This window comes from Pantoea sp. E2023-21, assembly GCF_051302795.1.
Lineage (GTDB): Bacteria > Pseudomonadota > Gammaproteobacteria > Enterobacterales > Enterobacteriaceae > Pantoea > Pantoea ludwigii_A.
On record NZ_CP195344.1, the window covers coordinates 712,027 to 733,043 of the forward strand.

Annotated in this window: 23 protein-coding genes; 21 read left to right on the forward strand and 2 right to left on the reverse strand. The window is 54.3% G+C overall.

Annotation, left to right across the window (positions count from 1 at the left end):
* Positions 1 to 14 precede the first annotated feature (14 nt).
* From yceD to ptsG, 14 genes are all read left to right on the forward strand, one after another.
* Positions 15 to 536, forward strand: a complete 522-nt coding sequence (gene yceD / locus ACRQ84_RS03415; RefSeq protein ID WP_064740874.1) for a 23S rRNA accumulation protein YceD — start codon at positions 15 to 17, stop codon at positions 534 to 536.
* 14 nt (positions 537 to 550) lie between these two features.
* Positions 551 to 721, forward strand: a complete 171-nt coding sequence (gene rpmF, locus ACRQ84_RS03420; protein WP_007885783.1) for a 50S ribosomal protein L32 — start codon at positions 551 to 553, stop codon at positions 719 to 721.
* 26 nt (positions 722 to 747) lie between these two features.
* Positions 748 to 1,788: a phosphate acyltransferase PlsX gene (plsX, locus tag ACRQ84_RS03425; RefSeq protein WP_483817178.1), complete on the forward strand. Its 1,041-nt coding sequence runs from the start codon at positions 748 to 750 to the stop codon at positions 1,786 to 1,788.
* A complete protein-coding gene (locus ACRQ84_RS03430) occupies positions 1,789 to 2,742 on the forward strand; it encodes a beta-ketoacyl-ACP synthase III (protein WP_064740876.1) in 954 nt (317 codons plus the stop codon).
* A gap of 16 nt (positions 2,743 to 2,758) precedes the next feature.
* Positions 2,759 to 3,691, forward strand: a complete 933-nt coding sequence (fabD, locus tag ACRQ84_RS03435; protein ID WP_064740877.1) for an ACP S-malonyltransferase — start codon at positions 2,759 to 2,761, stop codon at positions 3,689 to 3,691.
* A gap of 10 nt (positions 3,692 to 3,701) precedes the next feature.
* A complete protein-coding gene (gene fabG, locus ACRQ84_RS03440; RefSeq protein ID WP_007885776.1) occupies positions 3,702 to 4,436 on the forward strand; it encodes a 3-oxoacyl-ACP reductase FabG in 735 nt (244 codons plus the stop codon).
* Positions 4,437 to 4,589: 153 nt separating this feature from the next.
* Positions 4,590 to 4,826 carry an acyl carrier protein gene (gene acpP / locus ACRQ84_RS03445; protein WP_064740878.1) on the forward strand — a complete coding sequence of 79 codons (237 nt, stop codon included), beginning with the start codon at positions 4,590 to 4,592 and terminating at the stop codon, positions 4,824 to 4,826.
* A gap of 86 nt (positions 4,827 to 4,912) precedes the next feature.
* Positions 4,913 to 6,154, forward strand: a complete 1,242-nt coding sequence (fabF, locus tag ACRQ84_RS03450; RefSeq protein ID WP_483817179.1) for a beta-ketoacyl-ACP synthase II — start codon at positions 4,913 to 4,915, stop codon at positions 6,152 to 6,154.
* A gap of 75 nt (positions 6,155 to 6,229) precedes the next feature.
* Complete coding sequence (pabC, locus tag ACRQ84_RS03455; protein WP_483817180.1) at positions 6,230 to 7,042, forward strand: aminodeoxychorismate lyase; 813 nt, start codon at positions 6,230 to 6,232, stop codon at positions 7,040 to 7,042.
* Positions 7,039 to 8,058 (forward strand): endolytic transglycosylase MltG, encoded by a 1,020-nt coding sequence (mltG, locus tag ACRQ84_RS03460; protein WP_483817181.1) that lies wholly within the window; start codon positions 7,039 to 7,041, stop codon positions 8,056 to 8,058. Before pabC ends, mltG begins: the two co-directional genes overlap by 4 nt.
* Positions 8,048 to 8,683 carry a dTMP kinase gene (tmk, locus tag ACRQ84_RS03465; RefSeq protein WP_064740882.1) on the forward strand — a complete coding sequence of 212 codons (636 nt, stop codon included), beginning with the start codon at positions 8,048 to 8,050 and terminating at the stop codon, positions 8,681 to 8,683. The genes mltG and tmk overlap by 11 nt, the downstream gene beginning before the upstream one ends.
* Positions 8,680 to 9,669, forward strand: coding sequence for a DNA polymerase III subunit delta' (gene holB, locus ACRQ84_RS03470; protein ID WP_483817182.1), 990 nt, complete (start codon positions 8,680 to 8,682; stop codon positions 9,667 to 9,669). The genes tmk and holB overlap by 4 nt, the downstream gene beginning before the upstream one ends.
* Positions 9,670 to 9,687: 18 nt before the next feature.
* Entirely contained in the window at positions 9,688 to 10,479 is a 792-nt protein-coding gene (locus tag ACRQ84_RS03475; protein ID WP_483817183.1) for a metal-dependent hydrolase, read from the forward strand.
* Between the two features lie 285 nt (positions 10,480 to 10,764).
* Positions 10,765 to 12,198 carry a PTS glucose transporter subunit IIBC gene (gene ptsG / locus ACRQ84_RS03480; protein ID WP_064740885.1) on the forward strand — a complete coding sequence of 478 codons (1,434 nt, stop codon included), beginning with the start codon at positions 10,765 to 10,767 and terminating at the stop codon, positions 12,196 to 12,198.
* Positions 12,199 to 12,378: 180 nt separating this feature from the next.
* On the opposite strand, the gene ACRQ84_RS03485 is transcribed toward ptsG, so the two are convergent.
* Together ACRQ84_RS03485 and ACRQ84_RS03490 are read right to left on the reverse strand one after the other, a co-directional pair.
* A complete protein-coding gene (locus ACRQ84_RS03485) occupies positions 12,379 to 13,518 on the reverse strand; it encodes a beta-galactosidase BglB (protein ID WP_483817184.1) in 1,140 nt (379 codons plus the stop codon).
* On the reverse strand, positions 13,515 to 15,119 hold the full coding sequence (locus tag ACRQ84_RS03490; protein ID WP_483817185.1) for an MFS transporter: 1,605 nt from the start codon (positions 15,117 to 15,119) through the stop codon (positions 13,515 to 13,517). Before ACRQ84_RS03490 ends, ACRQ84_RS03485 begins: the two co-directional genes overlap by 4 nt.
* 355 nt (positions 15,120 to 15,474) lie before the next feature.
* Here ACRQ84_RS03490 and hinT point away from each other — a divergent pair, with 355 nt between their 5' ends.
* The 7 genes from hinT (at position 15,475) to ACRQ84_RS03525 (ending at position 20,775) form a co-directional block, all read left to right on the forward strand.
* Positions 15,475 to 15,825 carry a purine nucleoside phosphoramidase gene (hinT, locus tag ACRQ84_RS03495; RefSeq protein WP_483817186.1) on the forward strand — a complete coding sequence of 117 codons (351 nt, stop codon included), beginning with the start codon at positions 15,475 to 15,477 and terminating at the stop codon, positions 15,823 to 15,825.
* Positions 15,826 to 15,842: 17 nt separating this feature from the next.
* Entirely contained in the window at positions 15,843 to 16,208 is a 366-nt protein-coding gene (locus ACRQ84_RS03500; RefSeq protein ID WP_064740889.1) for a YcfL family putative periplasmic lipoprotein, read from the forward strand.
* A gap of 10 nt (positions 16,209 to 16,218) precedes the next feature.
* Positions 16,219 to 16,815 carry a penicillin-binding protein activator LpoB gene (gene lpoB, locus ACRQ84_RS03505; protein ID WP_483817187.1) on the forward strand — a complete coding sequence of 199 codons (597 nt, stop codon included), beginning with the start codon at positions 16,219 to 16,221 and terminating at the stop codon, positions 16,813 to 16,815.
* 16 nt (positions 16,816 to 16,831) lie between these two features.
* On the forward strand, positions 16,832 to 17,617 hold the full coding sequence (gene thiK / locus ACRQ84_RS03510) for a thiamine kinase (protein ID WP_483817877.1): 786 nt from the start codon (positions 16,832 to 16,834) through the stop codon (positions 17,615 to 17,617).
* A 15-nt stretch (positions 17,618 to 17,632) separates the two neighbouring features.
* Complete coding sequence (nagZ, locus tag ACRQ84_RS03515; RefSeq protein WP_483817188.1) at positions 17,633 to 18,676, forward strand: beta-N-acetylhexosaminidase; 1,044 nt, start codon at positions 17,633 to 17,635, stop codon at positions 18,674 to 18,676.
* Between the two features lie 39 nt (positions 18,677 to 18,715).
* Positions 18,716 to 19,258, forward strand: a complete 543-nt coding sequence (gene ycfP / locus ACRQ84_RS03520) for an alpha/beta hydrolase YcfP (RefSeq protein WP_064740893.1) — start codon at positions 18,716 to 18,718, stop codon at positions 19,256 to 19,258.
* A gap of 212 nt (positions 19,259 to 19,470) precedes the next feature.
* The gene (locus ACRQ84_RS03525; RefSeq protein ID WP_064740894.1) at positions 19,471 to 20,775 is read left to right on the forward strand and encodes an NAD(P)/FAD-dependent oxidoreductase; all 1,305 of its coding nucleotides are present in this window, start codon (positions 19,471 to 19,473) and stop codon (positions 20,773 to 20,775) included.
* Positions 20,776 to 21,017 lie beyond the last annotated feature (242 nt).

The following is a 21,017-nucleotide window of genomic DNA, read 5'->3' on the forward strand; positions in this document are numbered from 1 at the left end:
AATATGCGCGCCCTATGCAAAAGGTAAAATTACCCCTGACGCTCGATCCGGTCCGCGCCGCGCAAAAACGCCTTGATTATCATGGTGTTTATGCACCTGAATTGGTGGCGCGCTTGGCCGAAACGGTCGTGAGTGTGGACAGTGAAGTTGAATGCGATATGTCGTTTGCGGTTGATAACCAGCGCCTCGCCGTTCTGCAAGGAACAGCCGAAGTGCAGGTGACTCTGTCATGTCAACGCTGCAACCAGTCGTTTCCACGTCATGTTCACGTAAGCTATTGCTTCAGCCCTGTCTCTTCTGATGATCAGGCTGAGGCACTACCGGAAGCCTACGAGCCAGTTGATGTCAATGATTTTGGTGAGATCGACTTGCTGGCAGTGATCGAAGATGAGCTCATCCTCGCCCTGCCCGTGGTTCCGGTGCATGATTCTGAACACTGTGAAGTGTCCGACGCGGACATGGTATTTGGTCAACTGCCTCCAGAGGCAGAAAAGCCAAATCCCTTTGCCGTATTAGCCAGTTTAAAGCGTAAGTAATAGGAGTAAGGTCCATGGCCGTACAACAGAATAAACCAACCCGTTCTAAGCGTGGTATGCGTCGTTCACACGATGCTCTGACCACTGCTGCTCTGTCAGTAGATAAAGTTTCTGGCGAAACTCATCTGCGTCACCATATCACTGCGGATGGTTACTACCGCGGTCGCAAGGTTATCACCAAGTAATCCTCGCGATTACACAAGGCGATACCTTGACACGTTTGACCCTGGCAGTTGATGCCATGGGCGGGGACTTCGGTCCTTGCGTGACAGTGCCTGCAGCCTTGCAGGCACTGGCCTCTCATTCGGAGCTGGTTCTTCTTCTGGTCGGTGATCCCGACATCATCTCGTCATTTCTTGCCAAAGCGGATTCCTCGTTACAGAGGCGTGTGCAGGTTATTCCTGCCGAATCGGTTATTGCAAGTGATGCCAAACCTTCTCAGGCGATTCGTAACAGCCGCGGCAGTTCAATGCGTGTGGCGTTAGAATTGGTCAAAGAAGGGAAAGCGCAAGCCTGTGTCAGCGCGGGAAATACCGGCGCACTGATGGGCCTGGCGAAAATGTTGCTCAAGCCGCTGGATGGCATTGAGCGTCCGGCGTTGATGACGGTATTGCCGCATCAGCAGCAGGGTAAAACGGTGGTGCTGGATCTCGGCGCTAACGTCGAATCCGATAGCGCGATGCTGGTGCAGTTTGCGATCATGGGCGCAGTGATGGCCGAAGAAGTGCTGGAGATCGCTCAGCCGCGTGTTGCGCTGCTGAATATTGGTCAGGAAGAGACCAAAGGGTTGGAAACAATCCGCGCCGCATCTGCTGTGCTGCGAGCATCACCGCAAATCAACTATATTGGATATCTTGAGGGGAACGATCTCCTCACCGGCAAGACGGATGTGCTGGTTTGTGATGGCTTCGTCGGTAACGTCACGCTAAAAACCATGGAAGGCGTGGTAAGAATGTTCCTTTCTTTGCTCAAATCGTCAGAGGAAGGAAAAAAACGGGCATGGTGGTTAAAATTGCTGGGACGCTGGATTCAAAAGCGTCTGGCAAAGCGTTTCGGCCACCTCAACCCCGACCAGTACAATGGCGCTTGTCTGTTAGGATTGCGCGGAACAGTGATCAAAAGCCACGGTGCGGCGAATCAACGCGCATTTGCCGTGGCGATAGAGCAGGCAGAGCAGACGGTGCGAAAGCAAGTCCCACAAAGGATTGCGGCGCGCCTTGACACTGTATTAGCCAGGAGTGACAAAGCGTAGATGTTTACCAAAATTATCGGTACCGGCAGTTATTTGCCTGAGCAGGTTCGCTCCAATGCGGATCTGGAAAAAATGGTTGAAACGACGGACGAGTGGATTGTTACTCGTACCGGCATCCGCGAGCGTCGTATTGCAGCACCGGAAGAAACCGTTGCGACCATGGGCTTCACGGCCGCACAGCGCGCGCTGGATATGGCGGGTGTGAATGCGAGCGACGTTGGCCTGATTATTGTGGCGACTACCTCTTCCAGTCACGCCTTCCCAAGTTCAGCGTGCATGATCCAGCAAATGCTGGAGATTAACGATTGCGCTGCCTTCGATTTGGCCGCTGCCTGTGCGGGATTCACCTATGCACTGAGCGTTGCCGATCAATACATCAAAAATGGTGTGGTGAAGCATGCGCTGGTGATCGGTGCTGACGTGCTGGCGCGAACGCTTGATCCTAACGATCGTGGCACCATCATTCTGTTTGGAGATGGCGCCGGTGCTGTGGTGCTAAGCCAGAGCGAAGAGCCAGGCATTCTTTCTACCCATCTGCACGCCGACGGACGTTACAGCAAATTGCTGACGCTGCCGTATCAGGATCGTGCCCACCAGGATGAACCTGCATACCTGACGATGGCGGGCAATGAAGTCTTCAAAGTGGCCGTGACTGAACTCGCGCACATTGTTGATGAAACCCTGCAAGCCAATAATCTTGATCGTGAAATGCTCGACTGGCTGGTGCCGCATCAGGCGAATCTGCGCATTATTAGCGCAACCGCCAAAAAGCTCGGCATGGGCATGGAGAAAGTTGTGGTTACGCTGGATCGTCACGGTAATACGTCTGCCGCGTCAGTGCCAAGTGCACTGGACGAAGCGGTGCGTGATGGCCGTATCAAGCCGGGACAACTGATTCTGCTGGAAGCCTTTGGTGGTGGTTTCACCTGGGGTTCTGCGCTGGTTCGCTTTTGATTGACAGGAACGAAAGATGACGCAATTTGCTTATGTTTTCCCAGGACAGGGATCGCAGACCGTCGGCATGTTAGCCGATTTGGCTGCTGAAAACCCGCAGGTTGAAGCTACTTTTCGTGAAGCTTCTGATGCGCTGGGTTATGACTTATGGCAGTTGGTCCAGCAGGGACCGGCTGAAGAACTGAATAAAACCTGGCAGACGCAGCCTGCGTTGCTGGCAGCTTCAGTGGCTATCTATCGCGTATTGCAAAGCAAAAATGCGGTAAAACCAACGTTGATGGCAGGTCACAGCCTGGGTGAATACTCAGCGCTGGTTTGTGCCGGCGTGTTGAATTTTGCTGATGCCATTAAATTGGTTGAGCTGCGCGGTAAGCTGATGCAGGAAGCCGTACCGGAAGGTACCGGCGCCATGCAGGCCATTATTGGGCTGGATGATGCTTCAATCCGTAAAGCTTGCGAAGAGAGTGCACAAGGTCAGGTGGTTTCACCGGTTAACTTCAACTCGCCAGGTCAGGTGGTTATTGCTGGCAATAAAGAAGCGGTTGAGCGTGCAGGGGCGGCATGTAAGGCTGCCGGTGCCAAACGTGCACTGCCACTGCCGGTCAGCGTGCCATCGCACTGTGCGTTGATGAAGCCCGCAGCCGATAAACTGGCTGTTGCGCTTGAAGCCATCACCTTCAGTGCACCGGTGGTGCCCGTGGTAAATAACGTCGACGTGAAGTGTGAAACTGAAGGTGCTGCGATTCGTAGCGCGCTGGTGCGTCAGCTCTATAGCCCAGTACGTTGGACCGAATCGGTCGAGTTTATCGCTGCACAGGGCGTTGAGCAGCTGTTGGAGGTCGGTCCAGGGAAAGTCCTGACCGGTCTGACCAAACGAATTGTGGATAGCCTGAGTGCTGCTGCCGTGAACGATTCTGCTTCACTGAGCGCGGCGCTTACACAGGAATAAGAGGAAAAACATGAGCTTTGAAGGTAAAGTAGCGCTGGTTACCGGTGCAAGCCGCGGTATCGGTCGCGCCATTGCGGAAACGCTGGCTGCGCGCGGTGCGAAAGTGGTGGGTACCGCCACCAGTGCAAGCGGTGCGGAAGCAATCAGTGCTTACCTCGGCGACAAGGGCAAAGGCCTGCTGCTGAACGTTACTGATGCAGCCTCAATTGAGAGCGTCCTCGAACAAGTTCGCGCCGAATTTGGCGAAGTGGACATTTTAGTCAATAATGCAGGCATTACGCGTGACAATCTGTTGATGCGCATGAAAGATGATGAGTGGGCGGATATCCTGGATACCAACCTGACATCTGTCTTCCGTCTTTCCAAGGCGGTTATGCGTGCCATGATGAAAAAACGCGTAGGCCGTATCATTACCATCGGTTCTGTAGTTGGGACCATGGGTAACGCGGGCCAGGCAAACTATGCGGCAGCAAAAGCAGGTTTGATTGGCTTTAGCAAATCACTGGCGCGAGAAATTGCGTCACGTGGCATTACTGTAAACGTCGTGGCTCCGGGATTTATTGAGACGGACATGACGCGTGCACTGAACGAAGATCAACGTTCCGGTATTTTGGCAGAAGTTCCTGCAGGTCGTTTAGGTGACCCGCAGGAGATTGCCAATGCTGTTGCATTCTTAGCCTCTGACGAAGCAGCCTACATCACGGGTGAGACGCTTCATGTCAATGGCGGCATGTACATGGTCTGATAATCACGAAAACATTTGCTTTATCTGCGGTAAACACCGCAGAATAACGCAAAATCGTGGTTCGACCAGCCGGGATTTTGTTGCATCTTTTTCAACATTTTATACACTACGAAAACCATCGCGAAAGCGAGTTTTGATAGGAAATTAAATAGTATGAGCGATATCGAACAACGCGTTAAGAAAATCGTAGCTGAGCAGCTGGGTGTTAAAGAAGACGAAGTGATTAACACTGCTTCTTTCGTTGAAGACCTTGGTGCAGATTCTCTTGACACCGTTGAGCTGGTAATGGCTCTGGAAGAAGAGTTTGATACCGAAATTCCAGACGAAGAAGCTGAGAAAATCACTACCGTTCAGGCAGCGATCGACTACATCAATAGCCATAAAGGCTAATGAATATCTTCAGGCGGTCACCTCGACCGCCTGAGTTTTATGTTTGCCCCACATAGCGTTATTTTTTCCCTCCCTGGAGGACGTGCGTGTCTAAGCGTCGTGTAGTTGTGACTGGTCTTGGCATGTTGTCTCCTGTCGGCAATACCGTAGAGTCTACCTGGAGTGCTCTCCTTGCCGGTCAGAGCGGCATTAGCCTGATCGACCATTTTGATACTAGTGCCTACGCAACGCGATTTGCGGGCTTAGTAAGAGGTTTTAATTGCGATGATTTCATCTCGCGCAAAGATCAGCGCAAGATGGATGACTTCATCCAATACGGCATCGTTGCTGGTATTCAGGCTATGGCAGACTCAGGTCTGGTCGTAACCGATGAGAATGCTGGTCGCATTGGTGCGGCAATCGGTTCTGGCATTGGCGGCCTGGGTTTAATCGAAGATAACCACAGCTCGCTAGTCAACGGTGGACCGCGCAAAATCAGCCCATTCTTCGTGCCTTCTACCATCGTAAACATGGTTGCAGGTCACCTCACCATCATGTACGGCCTGAAAGGTCCTAGCATCTCTATCGCAACTGCCTGTACGTCCGGTGTGCATAACATTGGTCATGCGGCACGTATCATTGCGTATAACGATGCAGATGTGATGTTGGCCGGTGGTGCGGAGAAAGCCAGTACGCCGTTAGGTGTAGGCGGTTTTGGTGCTGCTCGTGCGCTCTCCACGCGGAATGACAATCCTCAGGCGGCAAGCCGTCCGTGGGATAAAGATCGTGACGGTTTCGTGTTGGGTGATGGTGCTGGCATTATCGTACTGGAAGAGTACGAACACGCTAAAAAACGTGGTGCGAAGATTTATGCTGAGATCATTGGTTTCGGTATGAGCAGCGATGCCTATCACATGACATCACCTCCGGAAGACGGCTCAGGTGCAGCAGCAGCGATGATCAACGCGCTGCGTGACGCACAGCTGAACGCTGACCAGATTGGCTACGTCAACGCGCACGGCACCTCGACGCCAGCCGGTGACAAAGCGGAAGCGCAGGCGGTTAAATCGGTGTTTGGTGCTGCGGCTCACAGTGTGATGGTCAGCTCTACCAAGTCGATGACCGGCCACCTGCTGGGCGCTGCGGGTGCGGTAGAAGCGATTTATTCGATTCTGGCGCTGCGCGACCAGGCGATTCCACCGACCATCAACCTCGACAATCCTGACGAAGGTTGCGATCTGGACTTCGTGCCGCATACGGCGCGCGAGGTCAGCGGACTGGAGTACACCTTGTGTAACTCCTTTGGATTTGGCGGCACGAACGGCTCGCTGATCTTCCGCAAGGTATAATCGCTCCTCAGCCATACAGAGGCCCGCAATGCGGGCCTTTTTTATATTTCTACCGCGGTATTCAAGGTGGCCAATATGTGGATAAACGGCATACAGCAAACCGAGCTTTCAGCACGCGATCGCGCGGTGCAATTTGGTGATGGCTGCTTTACTACCGCCGCGGTGATTAACGGCAATGTTGTTATGCTGGAAGCGCATCTGCAGCGTCTCAAGGATAGCTGCGCCCGGTTGATAATGGATGCGCCTGATTTGCTGCAACTCTCAGCAGAAATGCGCCAGGCCGCTGCGGGACAAGCGCAGGCGGTATTGAAAGTTATCTTAACGCCGGGCGCAGGTGGACGCGGTTACAGCCGCGCTGGTTGCCACTCACCAACCCGCATTATCGCGCGCGCTCCGTGGCCCCAGCATTACGCTACGCTGCAACAGCAGGGTGCAGTGCTCCACACCAGCCCAATACGTCTGGCGCGCAACCCGTTGCTGGCCGGAGTGAAGCACCTGAATCGGCTTGAGCAGGTTATGATTCGCCAGCATCTTGACCAGACAGGCGGCGACGAAGCGCTGGTGCTTGACACTGGCGGGACGGTGGTGGAATGCTGTGCGGCCAATTTATTCTGGCGCAAAGGCAGCAACGTCTATACGCCGAATCTTGAACAGGCTGGCGTGGATGGGATTATGCGTCGTTATCTGATGGCGCAGATGGCCGCGAATGGCCAGACTTGTCAGCTTATTGATGGCAGCAGGGACGAAGTGTTGAACGCCGATGAAGTGGTGATTTGTAACGCCCTGATGCCGGTTTTACCCGTGCGACAAATTGACGACGTATCGTTTATCGCACGTTCGCTGTATCAGCAACTGCGCGCCAGTTGCCCGACGATGGAAGCATCATGACTCGAATGAAAAAAATTCTTGCAGGCGCTGTGGTGGTCGCAGGACTTGCCGCCGCCTTTAGCTATTGGCAGATTGAACGTTTAGCCGATACGCCGTTAACACTGAAGCAGGAAACCATCTATACCTTGCCCGCGGGCAGCGGTCGCGTAGTGCTGGAAGCGCAACTGGAAAGCCAGCACATCATTCCTCAAAGCATCTGGTTTGGGCCGTTGCTGAAACTGGAGCCGGAACTGGCACGTTTTAAGGCGGGTACCTATCGTCTGGAAACCGGCATGACGGTGCGACAGCTACTGCAACTGCTGGCAAGCGGTAAAGAAGCACAATTCCCGGTGCGTTTCATTGAAGGTTCCCGGTTTACCGAGTGGTTAGCAGAACTGCGTAAAGCGCCATACCTGAAACACACGCTGACCGACGATCAATTTGCCACCGTCGCCGCTGCGCTCAAACTTGATGTGAGCCAGCTGGAAGGGAGCTTCTACCCAGATACCTATCTTTACACCGCCAATACCAGTGATGTGGCGCTGCTGGAACGTGCGCACACGCGTATGAACAAGCTGGTTGATGAGATTTGGCAGGGGCGCATGGACAATCTGCCTTACAAGAAAGAGCAGGATCTGGTTACCATGGCGTCGATCATTGAGAAAGAGACCGGAGTGAGTGAAGAGCGCGCGCGCGTAGCGTCGGTGTTTATCAACCGTCTGCGTACCGGTATGAAATTGCAAACCGATCCCACGGTGATTTACGGTATGGGCGACAGCTATACCGGCACGTTAACGCGTAAAAATCTGGAAACGCCAACCGACTACAACACCTACACCATTAGCGGTTTGCCACCGGGACCGATTGCGATGCCGGGCCGTGCTTCCCTCGAAGCAGCTGCACATCCGGAGAAGACCAATTACCTCTATTTTGTCGCAGATGGCAAAGGTGGGCACACCTTTACCACCAATCTGGCCAGTCACAACAAAGCGGTGCAGGTTTACAGGCTGGCAATGAAGGAAAAAAATGAAAAGTAAGTTTATCGTCATTGAAGGCCTGGAAGGTGCAGGTAAAACCACCGCGCGCGATGCGCTGGTTACCGTACTGCATGAACACGGTATTAATGATGTCGTCTTTACGCGCGAGCCGGGCGGCACGCCGCTGGCAGAACAGCTGCGGGTGTTGGTCAAACAGGGCATTGATGGCGAACAGGTGACGGATAAAGCCGAGCTGCTGATGTTGTACGCAGCACGCGTACAGCTGGTCGAGAACGTAATTAAACCTGCGCTGGCACGCGGGGCCTGGGTGATAGGCGATCGTCACGATCTCTCTTCACAAGCCTATCAGGGTGGCGGCCGTGGCCTGGATGCGCAGCTAATGACCACGCTGCGCGATGCGGTGCTGGGCGATTTCCGCCCCGACCTCACACTTTATCTCGACGTGACGCCAGAAATTGGTCTGCAACGCGCGCGCGCACGCGGCGAGTTGGACCGTATCGAGCAGGAATCGTTGCGTTTCTTTGAGCGCACGCGTGAACGCTATCTGGCCTTAGCCGCTAAGGATTCCTCCATCCTTACCATTGATGCGACGCAGAATATCGAAAACGTGACATCGTCACTTCAAGGCGCATTGCGTAACTGGCTGGCAGGCCAATCCGCATGAATTGGTATCCGTGGCTGAATCAGCCTTATCGACAGATCATTGCGCGCCATCAAAGCGGTCAGGCGCATCACGCGTTGCTGGTGCAGGCCATTGAAGGCATGGGTGACGATGCGCTGATCTGGGGCGTCAGCCGTTGGCTGATGTGTTTGCAGCCGGAAGGGTTGAAAAGCTGCGGTCATTGCCACGGCTGCCAGTTAATGCAGGCGCACACACACCCGGATTGGTATCGCCTGGAAGCCGACAAGGGTAAATCTTCACTGGGTATTGATGCGGTGCGTGATGTCACTGAAAAGCTGTATCACTTTGCCCAGCAAGGCGGCGCAAAGATCGTATGGCTGCCCGATGCCGCTCAGCTTACGGAAGCTGCCGCCAATGCGTTACTCAAAACGCTGGAAGAGCCACCGGCGAATTGCTGGTTTTTCCTCTGCGTGCGTGAACCTTCACGCCTGCTGGCAACGCTGCGCAGTCGCTGCATGACGTGGCATCTGTCACCGCCGGAAGAGGCACATAGCCTGCAGTGGTTGCAGAAACAGCAGCCGCAGCCGGAAGAAAAACTGCGCGCCGCCCTGCGTTTAACTAATGGCGCACCTGCAGCCGCCTTGACGCTGTTACAGCCCGAGCGCTGGCAGGCGCGTGAAACGCTGTGTGAAACGCTGATCAAAGCGCTTAACGGCGATATCCTGCAGCTGTTACCGGCGCTGAACAGCGACGATGTTGCTGAACGTCTCAGCTGGCTGATTTCGCTGCTGGTAGATGCGATGAAAGTGCAGCAGGGGGCGAGTCAGTGGCTGAGCAATGGCGATCGTCCGGATGTGGTCACGCAATTGGCACAGCAGATGAATAGCGGTGCGCTGAATAGCAGCGCGCAGCAGTGGATGAAATGCCGCGAACAGTTACTGCATGTGGCCGCGCTCAACCGAGAGTTAATATTGACCGATCGTTTACTCGCCTGGAGCCGTTTATTGGCTCCAGCCACGGTCGGCTAAGCGAAATAAGAGATAACTATGTTTATTGTCGATTCACACTGCCATCTTGATGGCCTCGATTATGAAAAGCATCATCGCGATCTGGATGATGTCATCGCTAAAGCGGCGGCGCGCGATGTGAAGTTTATGCTGGCGATTGCCACCACCTTGCCGGATTACTACAAAATTAAACAGTTGGTGGGCGATCGTGAAAACGTTGCGCTGGCGTGTGGCGTGCACCCGTTGAATCAGGAAGCGCCATATGACGTTGAAGAGTTTCGCCGCCTGGCTGCCGAAGATCGCGTGGTAGCTCTGGGTGAAACCGGACTGGATTACTTCTATCAGCAGGAAACCAAGGCGCAGCAACAAGCCTCGTTTCGTGAGCACATCCGTACCGGCATCGCGCTAAATAAACCGATCATTGTGCACACGCGTGATGCACGGGAAGACACGCTGGCGATTCTGCGCGAAGAGCAAGTGGAGAAGTGCGGCGGCGTGTTGCACTGCTTCACCGAAGATAAAGAAACCGCCGCTAAGCTGCTTGATCTCGGTTTTTATATCTCCTTCTCCGGCATTCTGACGTTCCGCAATGCCGAGCAGATCCGCGAGGCGGCGCGCTATGTGCCGCTTGATCGCATGCTGGTGGAAACCGATTCGCCCTATCTGGCGCCGGTACCGCACCGTGGTAAAGAGAATCAACCGGCCTTTACGCGTGACGTTGCCGATTATATGGCGGTAGTAAAGGGCGTTGATATCGAAACGTTGGCCGCTGCCACCACGGAAAACTTCTCCCGCCTGTTCCACATCCCGATGAGTCGTCTCGGCGGTTAACCGCTTTATTTCAAATGCTGTAATTAATCAGAAAACATTCAACTGTACTGTGCCTGAAAGGGCGCAGGCAGTGTTTTATTGTTTTTTATTAGCGCAAGTCAGTAAGAAATGACTGAAAGCAAAGCCCCATCCTTAACGAAATGTGATGGCCGTCAATTTAACAATTAGCGATTTATTTTACTCTTCGTAATAAATCAAAAGACGCTTAGCGTCACCCCGGCGAAGGATCCTCCCCCTAAGCCATGCGCATTGCGCAAAAAATTGCACTCATACTCAGGAGTTTCTATGTTCAAGAACGCATTTGCGAACCTGCAGAAAGTAGGTAAATCGCTGATGTTGCCGGTATCGGTTCTGCCGATTGCCGGTATTTTGTTAGGTGTTGGTTCAGCAAACTTCAGCTGGCTGCCGGAAGTGGTTTCCCACGTTATGGCCGAAGCGGGTGGTTCGGTGTTTGCCAATATGCCGCTGATCTTTGCGATTGGTGTGGCTCTCGGCTTTACCAATAACGACGGCGTTTCCGCGCTGGCGGCCGTGGTTGCTTACGGCATTATGGTGAAAACCATGGCAGTGGTCGCACCGCTGGTGCTGCACATCTCCGCTGCGGAAATCGAAGCGAAGCATCTGGCTGATACCGGCGTACTGGGCGGCATCATCGCAGGTTCCATCGCGGCGTATATGTTCAACCGCTTCTACCGCATTAAACTGCCTGAGTATCTCGGCTTCTTTGCCGGCAAACGCTTTGTGCCGATCATTTCCGGTCTGGCCGCGATTTTCACCGGTGTCGTGCTGTCATTCATCTGGCCGCCAATCGGTACGGCGATTCAGGAATTTTCGCAGTGGGCAGCCTATCAAAATCCGGTTGTGGCTTTTGGACTTTACGGCCTGATTGAGCGCTCGCTGGTGCCGTTTGGTCTTCACCACATCTGGAACGTTCCTTTCCAGATGCAGATTGGTGAATTCACTAATGCCGCAGGTCAGGTGTTCCACGGCGATATTCCACGTTACATGGCGGGCGACCCAACTGCAGGCAAACTCTCTGGCGGCTTCCTGTTCAAAATGTATGGTCTGCCAGCAGCAGCGATTGCCATTTGGCACACGGCAAAACCAGAAAACCGCGCCAAAGTGGGCGGCATCATGATCTCAGCCGCGTTGACTTCATTCCTGACCGGTATCACCGAGCCGATCGAATTCGCTTTCATGTTCGTGGCACCGATTCTGTATGTGATCCACGCGATTCTTGCAGGTCTGGCCTTCCCAATCTGTATTCTGCTTGGCATGCGTGATGGCACCAGCTTCTCACACGGTCTGATCGACTTTATCGTGCTGAGTGGTAACAGCAGCAAAATCTGGCTGTTCCCGATTGTGGGCATCATTTACGGCCTGATTTACTACAGCGTATTCCGTTTCCTGATTGTGAAACTGAACCTGAAAACACCTGGCCGTGAGGACACTGCGATGGAGCAGAGCAGCGCAACTGGCAGTGAAATGGCAGGCAAATTGGTTACCGCGTTTGGTGGTAAAGAGAACATCACTAATCTTGATGCCTGTATTACCCGTCTGCGTGTGAGCGTGGCGGATGTCGGTAAGGTTGATCAGGCGGAACTGAAAAGCCTTGGCGCACGTGGCGTGGTGGTGGCAGGTTCCGGTGTTCAGGCGATTTTCGGCACTAAATCCGATAACCTGAAAACCGAAATGGATGACTATATCCGCAGTATGTAACCTAAGTTGGCCGGCAGAGCCGGTGCGATGACGCGGCGTCAGATCGTAAAGACGCCATAAACCATCCCTGGGGCTCGCCCCAAGCCATCCATGGCTTGGGATGCTTTCCTCCTCTGCCGCCGCTTCAACGCACTTTAATTTCGGTGCGTAAAAATGCCCTCATATGAGGGCATTTTTTATTTATAAATAAACGCGCAAATATTCCGTTAAACACAGTAGCGCCATTGCCTGGCCATACGGCATCGAGGTAAGCGGTATCTGGCGGTAATACTCCAGATCGCTGCCCATTGCCGTGCCGAACGACACTTGTTTCAACTCTCCATCCTCATCGATATTGCCGACCACACCCCGCAGTGCGCGCTCTGCAACGGGTAAATACTCAGCCGGAAGATAACGTTTCCGTACGGCTTTTAGAATGCCGTAGGCGAACCCGGCGGTCGCGGAGGCTTCTGGGTAGCTGTTGGGATCGTCGAGCAGGGTATGCCATAATCCGCTGCTGTGCTGACAGGCACGCAACGCCTTTACCTGGCTCTCCAGCACCTGCTGCAGAAAACGACGCGTGGCGTGATGTTCCGGCCAATTCATCATTTCAAGGAAGTCAGGAATGACGATGGTGACCCAACTGTTGCCGCGCGCCCAACGTGCGTTAGCAAAATTGTGCCGCCCCTCAAACGTCCAGCCGTGGAACCACAGGCCGGTTTGGCGATCCATCAAATATTGGGTATGAATCAGGAACTGATAGCTGGCTTCTTCGACAAATTCCGGGCGATCCAGCAGTTGCCCAATCTTCGCCAGCGCCATCACGCTCATCATTAACGTGTCGTCCCACAGCTGCTGGGTGTTCTCGTTGTTGTAAACGATGTGCTGCAATCCACCTTGTTCGGTGCGCGGCATATCATACATTACCCATTCTGCCCAACGCTCCAGCACCGGTCGCCACGCTGCATTTCGCGTCTCTTCATAGCGATAAGCCAGTGTCAGGAATGGACAGACGGTATTGACGTTCTTGGTCGGGGTGCCTTCCTCCAGCCGCGTACTGAACCAATCATCAATAATCTTCAGCGTCGCCTGATCGCCGGTCTGTTGATAATAATGCAGCATGCCGTACAAACCGATGCCGTGCGTCCACTCCCAACCGGCCCAGCCTTTGGTATCGATCACGCGACCATCATCGAGACGCAGTAAAAACTCACCGCTATGATCGGTAATGTTTACCAGATTCTGCGTTAGCCGTTGAATGAGCTGTACCAGTTCGGTGCGTGGCAACAGATATTCCGGCTGGCGCAATAACGCGCTGTGCTTTACAGGAAATACAGTCATGGTTCATTCCTATCGTTAATCAGGGTAGAGAGAGAAGGTAAAGATTTTGGTTGAGCCGGCAGCGGCGGCGCTGCCGCTTTGTGGCGGTTGAGATAACCGACGTTGTTGTTGCCCCACAGATTTTCATACGGCATGCCCGCCAGCATTTCGACGATGCCCCGCGCCTGCGGCGTAATGCGTTCTGGCACCACGCGCCCGGCTTCGCGCATCTTCAACGTCTCTTCGCGCAATACGGTGTGGGTTTGCAGGTTGAGTTTGAAGCGCAGTGAAATAATGAAGCCGCAGGCCAGCACACAAAGGGTACCGACGCTCAGAATCGCCAGAATGGTATGGCCGACAGCAGGCACCTGCGTGGCCTGGCCGGAAGAGAATCCAGCCAGCTGCAATACGATGCCGACGAACATCACCGCACCCGCTTGCGAGGCTTTGCGCGTCAGCGTCATGATGCCGGCGAAAATACCTTCGCGGCGCTGACCGGTAATCACTTCATCGACATCAGCGATATAGGTGTAAGTATTCCACGGCACATAGTTGATGCCGCCGCGACCCAGACCTGCGAGGCCAGAAATCAGTACCAGTAAGGCAAAGTTGTCGTTCATGCCGGTGTACCACAATCCGGCGTAGGAGAGGGCGCTAAGACCAAACAGCACCACCACCATACGGTACGCGGGCGCAGGTCCAAGGCGAATACACAGCGGAATCATCGCCATCACCGCAATAAACTGCATCACCGCCATGGTGCCCATCAAGCTGGAGGCGATTTGCGCGCTTTGCATCAGCACAAAGACCACATACCAGGTGAACACCGCGTTGAACACGTCCTGCGCGATATAGCCGCCGAGATACATACCAAGATGCTGGCGGAAAATACGAATACGCAGCGTTGAGGCCAACTCGGTGTAGAGGCGTTTCAGGCTTTGCAGCAAGGTCAGCTGTGATTTCTCCTGCTCTGCGCGGCGCGATTCGGCGGAGAAATCATCCGGATCGCGTTCCCAGGTAAACAGCCAGACCAGCGTTAATACCAGCGCACAAATCACGGAGAACACCAGGCTGGCATAGAAGAAGGAGATGGGATTTTCTTTGCCAAACCAACCAATCAGTACGCCCGGCAGGAACGCCGCCAGAATGGCCGACAGCTGCGCCAGCCCAATACGCGCGCCGGAGAAACGGGTTTTCTGTTTGAAATCATCGGTCATCTCCGGCACCAGCGTTTCGTAAGGCACCAGAATCATGGTGTAGACGATGTCGAACAGCAGATAGGTCAGCAGATACCACCAGAAACTCATGTCGCCAACCCACATCAGGCTGTAGCTGAACACACATGGGATGCCGAGCAGGATAAAGAACTTGCGACGACCAAAGCGCTTGCCGAGCCAGGTCGAGCCAAAGTTATCGGTCAGGAAGCCCATTAGCGGGCTTACCACCGCGTCCAGCACGCGGGCGGCGGCGAAAATGAAGGTGGCCTGTATCGGCGAGAGCCCACAAAAAGTGGTGTAAAAGTAGAGCAGCCAGGCGGCAGTTAACGCCGTGGTGCCTGCACCGAGGAAATCCCCGGACCCATAGGCGAGATAATGGCCCAGGCCAATCTTACGAGAGCGCATGGCAGGTTCTCCTTGAATAAGTCGGTAAACACATCCCTCATTACTCCGTACAACTTGCTCGGATTGGATTGAAAGTAGAGCGGCTTAAGCCGGCAAACCTTCGTTATTTCGCAATGACTCGCAGGTGAGTGGCAAAATTACAAAGAAAATGCTGTGATATCTCTAATTTATAAAACAGCGTTTCATTTTTGTGGTTAATGAAGTGTTAGAAATGCGAGGTCCAGCACACTGAGGTTCAGGTGAGAAATCGGCTTAAAGGCAGCCATTTAATGAAGGAAATGTGGTCCTGAGGTTGAAAGAAATGGAATTCCTCACGCATACTGCCTGACTGAACTCAGGCTTAAGGAAATGCACCATGGCTGAAGAAACCATTTTCAGTAAAATCATCCGTCGCGAGATTCCCGCCGACGTGGTTTATCAGGACGAACTGGTCACCGCCTTCCGTGATATCGCGCCCAAAGCGCCCACCCATATTCTGATCATCCCCAATGTATTGATTGCAACAACCAACGATGTGCAGGCCGCGCACGAGCAGGCGCTGGGCCGCATGATCACCGTGGCAGCCCAAATTGCCCGTGATGAAGGCATCGCCGAAGACGGTTATCGCCTGATCATGAACTGTAACAGTCACGGCGGTCAGGAGGTTTATCACATCCACATGCATTTGGTCGGCGGTCAGCCGCTGGGCCCAATGCTGGCCATCTAACTCAGGCGGACAACGTGATGCGTCAATGGCTGAGTGGCTTGCTGTTGCTAACCCTTGCGGGTTGCAGCAGTGATAAGCCGATGATTAATACTTCACAGTCGCTGGTAATGGAATCGGCGGTGTTATCCGCGGGTATTATTACTGATGATCCTAAGTTGACCGAAGAAGATGGTCAGCAGCGTGCCATGAGCGTGTTGTACAACCAGCGTGAAACGCCGGTGAAAGTACACTATCGTTTCTACTGGTACGACGATAAAGGATTGGAAATTACGCCGGAAGAGCCAGCGCAGATCCAAATCGTACCGGCGCATGGTAGCGTAGAAGTGGCTTCACAAATGGGCAATCCGACCGCCAGTAAGGTGCGTCTCTATCTTTATCTTTAAGGAGTAAGCTGTGATTCGCAGTATTAAACGTTCGGGCGCGCTGCTGTTTGCGCTAATGCTCACCGGTTGTGTTGTGCAACAACAGACGCCGGCACCGGTAGAACCCACGCAGCCGACCACGCCTACTCAGCCGGTAGAGCCGCCAACGCAGCCTGTGCCGCCGCCGCAAACTGTGCCGCAGCCACCGAAGCTAAAAACCATTAACTGGGACGCCAGCGTACAACCGTTGGTGGGTAAAATGGTGCAATCTTCAGGCGTGAATCCGGGCAGCGTGTTGCTGGTGGATCGCATTAAGAACAGCACTAACGGCGCGTTGCAAACTGACAAAGCCACCGACGCGATCCAGAATGCGCTGGCCAATAACGGCAAGTTCACGCTGATCACGCCAGAGCAGTTGGCGCAGGCCAAGCAGACGTTGGGCTTATCGCCAGATGACAGCCTTAATTCGCGCAGTAAAGCGATTGGTCTGGCACGCAACGTCAACGCGCAGTATGTGCTGTACAGCAATGCGAAGGGCGATGTGAAAGCGCCGACGCTGCAAATGCAGCTGATGCTGGTGCAGACCGGTGAAATCATCTGGTCAGGAAACGGTGTTGCTCAACCCTGATCCCCAGCTGCAAAAAATGATTCAGCAACAATGGCCGACGGCGCAAGCTGCCGGTCATTTTTTCGCGCTGCCGGGACTGAGCGGGCAAAGCGTGCGCGTGCAGACGTCGCAGGGCGAGTTGCTGGCGCGACGTGCGCCGCCGCAGGTGATTCCGTTTGTTGATCGCCAGCGCGAATACCGCGTGTTGCAGCGGCTTAGGCACGCGGAGTTGGGGCCGCAGCCGCTGGCGTGGCGCGATCCCTGGCTGCTACAAAGTTGGCTATCGGGCGAGGTGCTCACGCCCGCGCAGTTTAACGCGCAGCGAGAGGCGATTTTGCTGCTGCTGCAGCGTCTGCACCAACAGCCGTTAACCGGCTATCGTTTACGCTTAGCGCCGCTGCTGCAGCGCTATTGGCAGCTTTGCCATCAGCGTCATTGGCGCTGGCAGCGTCGTCTGCAGCGCTTATTACAGCAGGGCGAACCGCAGCCATTGCGCCTTGCGCCACTGCATATGGACGTGCATGCCGGTAACCTGATTGCTACGCCAGCCGGATTACGCCTGATCGACTGGGAATACGCCGCCGACGGCGACGTGGCGCTGGAACTGGCGGCGGTGTGTGCTGTTGATGGTGATACGCGATCGGCGTGGATTAGCGGTTATGCTGCACAGGCCCATCTGGACGAGCAAGCGCTGGCGCGCCAGATGCAGCGCTGGCAGCCGTGGCTGCAATTGTTGATGGCCAGTTGGTATCAGCTGCGTGCCGAGCAGAGCCAGGATGACACATTACTACAGCTGGCGCAGGCCAGCTGGCACGATCTTTAACCTAGGATTTTAAACATGACCATGAACACGCCTGGACCGCTGATGCTCGACGTCGAAAGCTATGAGCTGGACGCCGAAGAGCGCGAAATTCTGCAGCATCCGCTGGTGGGCGGGCTGATTTTGTTTACCCGCAACTTCCACGATGTCGAGCAGTTGGCAGAGCTGGTGCGCCAGATTCGCGCTGCTTCGCGTCATCGTCTGGTGGTGGCGGTGGATCAGGAAGGCGGCCGCGTACAGCGTTTCCGCGACGGCTTCACGCAGCTGCCGGCCATGCAATCTTTCGCCGCGCTACACGATCTCAACGTTGCGGGTGAACTGGCGCAGCAGGCGGGTTGGCAAATGGCGGCAGAGATGATCGCCATGGACATCGACATCAGTTTCGCGCCAGTGCTGGATATTGGTCACATCAGTGCGGCCATTGGGGATCGTTCGTTCCATGAAGATCCGTCCATCGCGCTGCAGGTCGCGCGTCGTTTTATCAACGGCATGCATGAAGCGGGCATGAAAACCACCGGTAAACATTTCCCAGGTCACGGCGCGGTCAGCGCGGATTCGCATAAAGAGACGCCGCGCGACCCTCGCGATGCCGCGACGCTGCGTCAGCATGACATGGCGATCTTTAAGCAGTTGATTGACGAGCAACTCCTCGATGCGGTGATGCCGGCGCACGTTATCTATACTGAGGTGGACCCGTTGCCCGCCAGCGGTTCGCCGTACTGGCTGCAAACCGTGTTGCGTAAAGAGCTCGGCTTCAACGGCGTGATTTTCTCTGATGACTTATCAATGGAAGGCGCAGCGGTGATGGGCAGCTACTCCGAACGCGCACAGCAGTCGCTGAATGCCGGTTGCGATATGATCCTGGTGTGCAATCAGCGCGCGGGCGCGGTGAGCGTGCTGGATAACTTGACGCCGATCGAGGCAGAGCGCGTTACACAGTTATACCATCAAGGCCGGTTAACCCGTCAAAGCCTGTTGGCAAGCGATCGCTGGCGGCAAAATCAGCGTCAGTTAAGCGCGTTACAAGAGCGCTGGCTGGCGCACAAAGCCTCGGGCAGATAAGCGTCGCTGCCCGGATTTCATTCCACGCTGAGGATAATCATGATCATCTATCTGCACGGTTTTGATTCCAACAGTCCGGGCAACCATGAAAAGGTGCTGCAGCTGCAGTTTATCGACCCGGACGTCAGATTAGTGAGCTACAGCACTCGCCATCCCAAACACGACATGCAGTTTCTGCTGAAAGAGTGCGACAAGCTGCTGCAACAGGGCGATGATGCGCATCCGCTGATATGCGGGGTTGGGCTGGGTGGGTATTGGGCCGAGCGCATTGGTTTTCTCTGCGGCATGCGTCAGGTGATGTTCAATCCTAATTTGTTCCCGTTTGAAAATATGGAAGGCAAAATCGATCGTCCGGAAGAGTATCTCGATATTGCTACCAAGTGCGTCAGCGATTTTCGTGAAAAGAACCGCGAAAAGTGCCTGGCGATTCTCTCTCGTCAGGATGAAGCGCTGGATAATCAGCGCAGTGCGGGGCATCTGCATCCGTTCTATGAAATCATCTGGGATGACGAAGCCAGCCATAAATTCAAGAACATCGCGCCGCATTTACAGCGCATCAAAGCGTTCAAACTCCTCGCCTGATCGCCAGCGCGCCGTGTGATGCGGCGCATAAAATGTGTAACATTCTGATAATTCAGCTGAAAGATTGATGTACATCAATTTTCTTATGTGATGTCTCCGACGCCGTGATATTCTGCCCTCAGCTCGCGATTTAACGTCGCCAACCCTATGTTTATTAAGGTTTTTATTAACCATTAATTAACTATTGGTTTACAACTTTGAGGGGGTCTTTGTTGACTACATCTATGGAAAAAATCGTTATCATCGGCGGTGGTGCGGGTGGCTTAGAGCTGGCAACGCAGCTCGGTCACAAGCTGGGACGCAAGAAGAAAGCCGAGATCATTCTGGTCGATCGTAACCACAGCCATCTATGGAAACCGCTGCTGCATGAAGTGGCAACCGGTTCGATGGACGAAGGGATTGATGCGCTGAGCTACCTGGCCCACGCGCGTAATCATGGCTTCCAGTTCCAACTGGGATCGCTGACGCAAATCAACCGTGAAAGCAAAACCCTTGAGCTGGCCGAAATCCGCGACGCGGAAGGTGCGTTATTAGTGCCGCAGCGTGAGCTGGCCTACGATCGCCTGGTCATTGCGCTCGGCAGTACCTCAAACGACTTCGGCACGCCGGGGGTAAAAGATCACTGCATCTTCCTCGATAACCCGCATCAGGCACGTCGTTTCCACAACGAAATGCTTAACCTGTTCCTGCGTTTCTCGGCCAGCGAAGGCAGCCTGGAGAAAGTGAATATTGCCATTGTCGGCGGCGGCGCCACCGGTGTGGAACTCTCCGCAGAGCTGTATAACGCGGTGAAACAGCTGCACAGCTACGGCTATAAAGGTCTGGATAGCAGCTCGTTGAATGTCACGCTGGTGGAAGCCGGTGAACGTATTCTGCCGGCGTTGCCACCGCGTATCTCCGCCGCGGCACATCAGGAACTGACTAAGCTCGGCGTGCGTGTATTGACGCAAACGATGGTAACCAGCGCCACAGAAAAGGGCTTGAATACCAAAGGCGGCGAATTCATTGATGCCGATCTGATGGTGTGGGCGGCCGGTATTAAAGCGCCAGACTTCCTGAAAGAGATTGGCGGCCTGGAAACCAACCGCATCAATCAGTTGGTGGTGAAAGAGACGTTACAAACTACGCTGGATGACGACATCTATGCCATTGGCGATTGCGCATCCTGCGCGCTGCCGGGTGGCGGATTTGTGCCGCCGCGTGCGCAGTCGGCGCACCAGATGGCGTCGCGGGCGCTGGACAATATTCTCGCCCAGCGTAAAGACAAGCCATTGAAAGCCTATGTCTATAAAGATCACGGTTCGCTGGTATCGCTCTCCCGCTTCAGCACCGTAGGAAGTTTGATGGGCAACCTGATGCGCGGATCGATGATGGTGGAAGGGCGCATTGCGCGTTTTGTCTACATCTCTCTATATCGTATGCACCAGATTGCGCTCCACGGATACTTCAAGACCGGGTTGATGATGCTGGTCGGCAGTCTTAACCGCGTACTGCGTCCGCGCCTCAAGCTGCACTAATGATTCCCGGGCGGTGTAATGCCGCCCCACGCTATGCTAGCTGCCGTAAGCCGCTGAAAAATCCACGTTCAGCTTAAGATTACGGCACGATTTCACCCGCTCTCAGAACTCTCCTAAAAGCTGGCCCTGATGGGTTTCCGCTGCGTTTCCTCCATTAATCTGATGTTGCAATTACGGTCCATCTGTAAAACTTATTACCAACAAACACGGCGCGGCGCGCACGCCGGTTATGCCTCGGCTAC

What these genes read in the sequence shown, in the direction of transcription:
- yceD (WP_064740874.1), top strand. Translation starts at nt 15, where the DNA reads ATGCAAAAGGTAAAATTACCCCTGACGCTCGATCCGGTCCGCGCCGCG.
- rpmF (WP_007885783.1), top strand. Translation starts at nt 551, where the DNA reads ATGGCCGTACAACAGAATAAACCAACCCGTTCTAAGCGTGGTATGCGT.
- ACRQ84_RS03430 (WP_064740876.1), top strand. Translation starts at nt 1,789, where the DNA reads ATGTTTACCAAAATTATCGGTACCGGCAGTTATTTGCCTGAGCAGGTT.
- fabD (WP_064740877.1), top strand. Translation starts at nt 2,759, where the DNA reads ATGACGCAATTTGCTTATGTTTTCCCAGGACAGGGATCGCAGACCGTC.
- fabG (WP_007885776.1), top strand. Translation starts at nt 3,702, where the DNA reads ATGAGCTTTGAAGGTAAAGTAGCGCTGGTTACCGGTGCAAGCCGCGGT.
- acpP (WP_064740878.1), top strand. Translation starts at nt 4,590, where the DNA reads ATGAGCGATATCGAACAACGCGTTAAGAAAATCGTAGCTGAGCAGCTG.
- pabC (WP_483817180.1), top strand. Translation starts at nt 6,230, where the DNA reads ATGTGGATAAACGGCATACAGCAAACCGAGCTTTCAGCACGCGATCGC.
- mltG (WP_483817181.1), top strand. Translation starts at nt 7,039, where the DNA reads ATGACTCGAATGAAAAAAATTCTTGCAGGCGCTGTGGTGGTCGCAGGA.
- tmk (WP_064740882.1), top strand. Translation starts at nt 8,048, where the DNA reads ATGAAAAGTAAGTTTATCGTCATTGAAGGCCTGGAAGGTGCAGGTAAA.
- holB (WP_483817182.1), top strand. Translation starts at nt 8,680, where the DNA reads ATGAATTGGTATCCGTGGCTGAATCAGCCTTATCGACAGATCATTGCG.
- ACRQ84_RS03475 (WP_483817183.1), top strand. Translation starts at nt 9,688, where the DNA reads ATGTTTATTGTCGATTCACACTGCCATCTTGATGGCCTCGATTATGAA.
- ptsG (WP_064740885.1), top strand. Translation starts at nt 10,765, where the DNA reads ATGTTCAAGAACGCATTTGCGAACCTGCAGAAAGTAGGTAAATCGCTG.
- ACRQ84_RS03485 (WP_483817184.1), bottom strand. Translation starts at nt 13,518, where the DNA reads ATGACTGTATTTCCTGTAAAGCACAGCGCGTTATTGCGCCAGCCGGAA.
- ACRQ84_RS03490 (WP_483817185.1), bottom strand. Translation starts at nt 15,119, where the DNA reads ATGCGCTCTCGTAAGATTGGCCTGGGCCATTATCTCGCCTATGGGTCC.
- hinT (WP_483817186.1), top strand. Translation starts at nt 15,475, where the DNA reads ATGGCTGAAGAAACCATTTTCAGTAAAATCATCCGTCGCGAGATTCCC.
- ACRQ84_RS03500 (WP_064740889.1), top strand. Translation starts at nt 15,843, where the DNA reads ATGCGTCAATGGCTGAGTGGCTTGCTGTTGCTAACCCTTGCGGGTTGC.
- thiK (WP_483817877.1), top strand. Translation starts at nt 16,832, where the DNA reads ATGATTCAGCAACAATGGCCGACGGCGCAAGCTGCCGGTCATTTTTTC.
- nagZ (WP_483817188.1), top strand. Translation starts at nt 17,633, where the DNA reads ATGACCATGAACACGCCTGGACCGCTGATGCTCGACGTCGAAAGCTAT.
- ycfP (WP_064740893.1), top strand. Translation starts at nt 18,716, where the DNA reads ATGATCATCTATCTGCACGGTTTTGATTCCAACAGTCCGGGCAACCAT.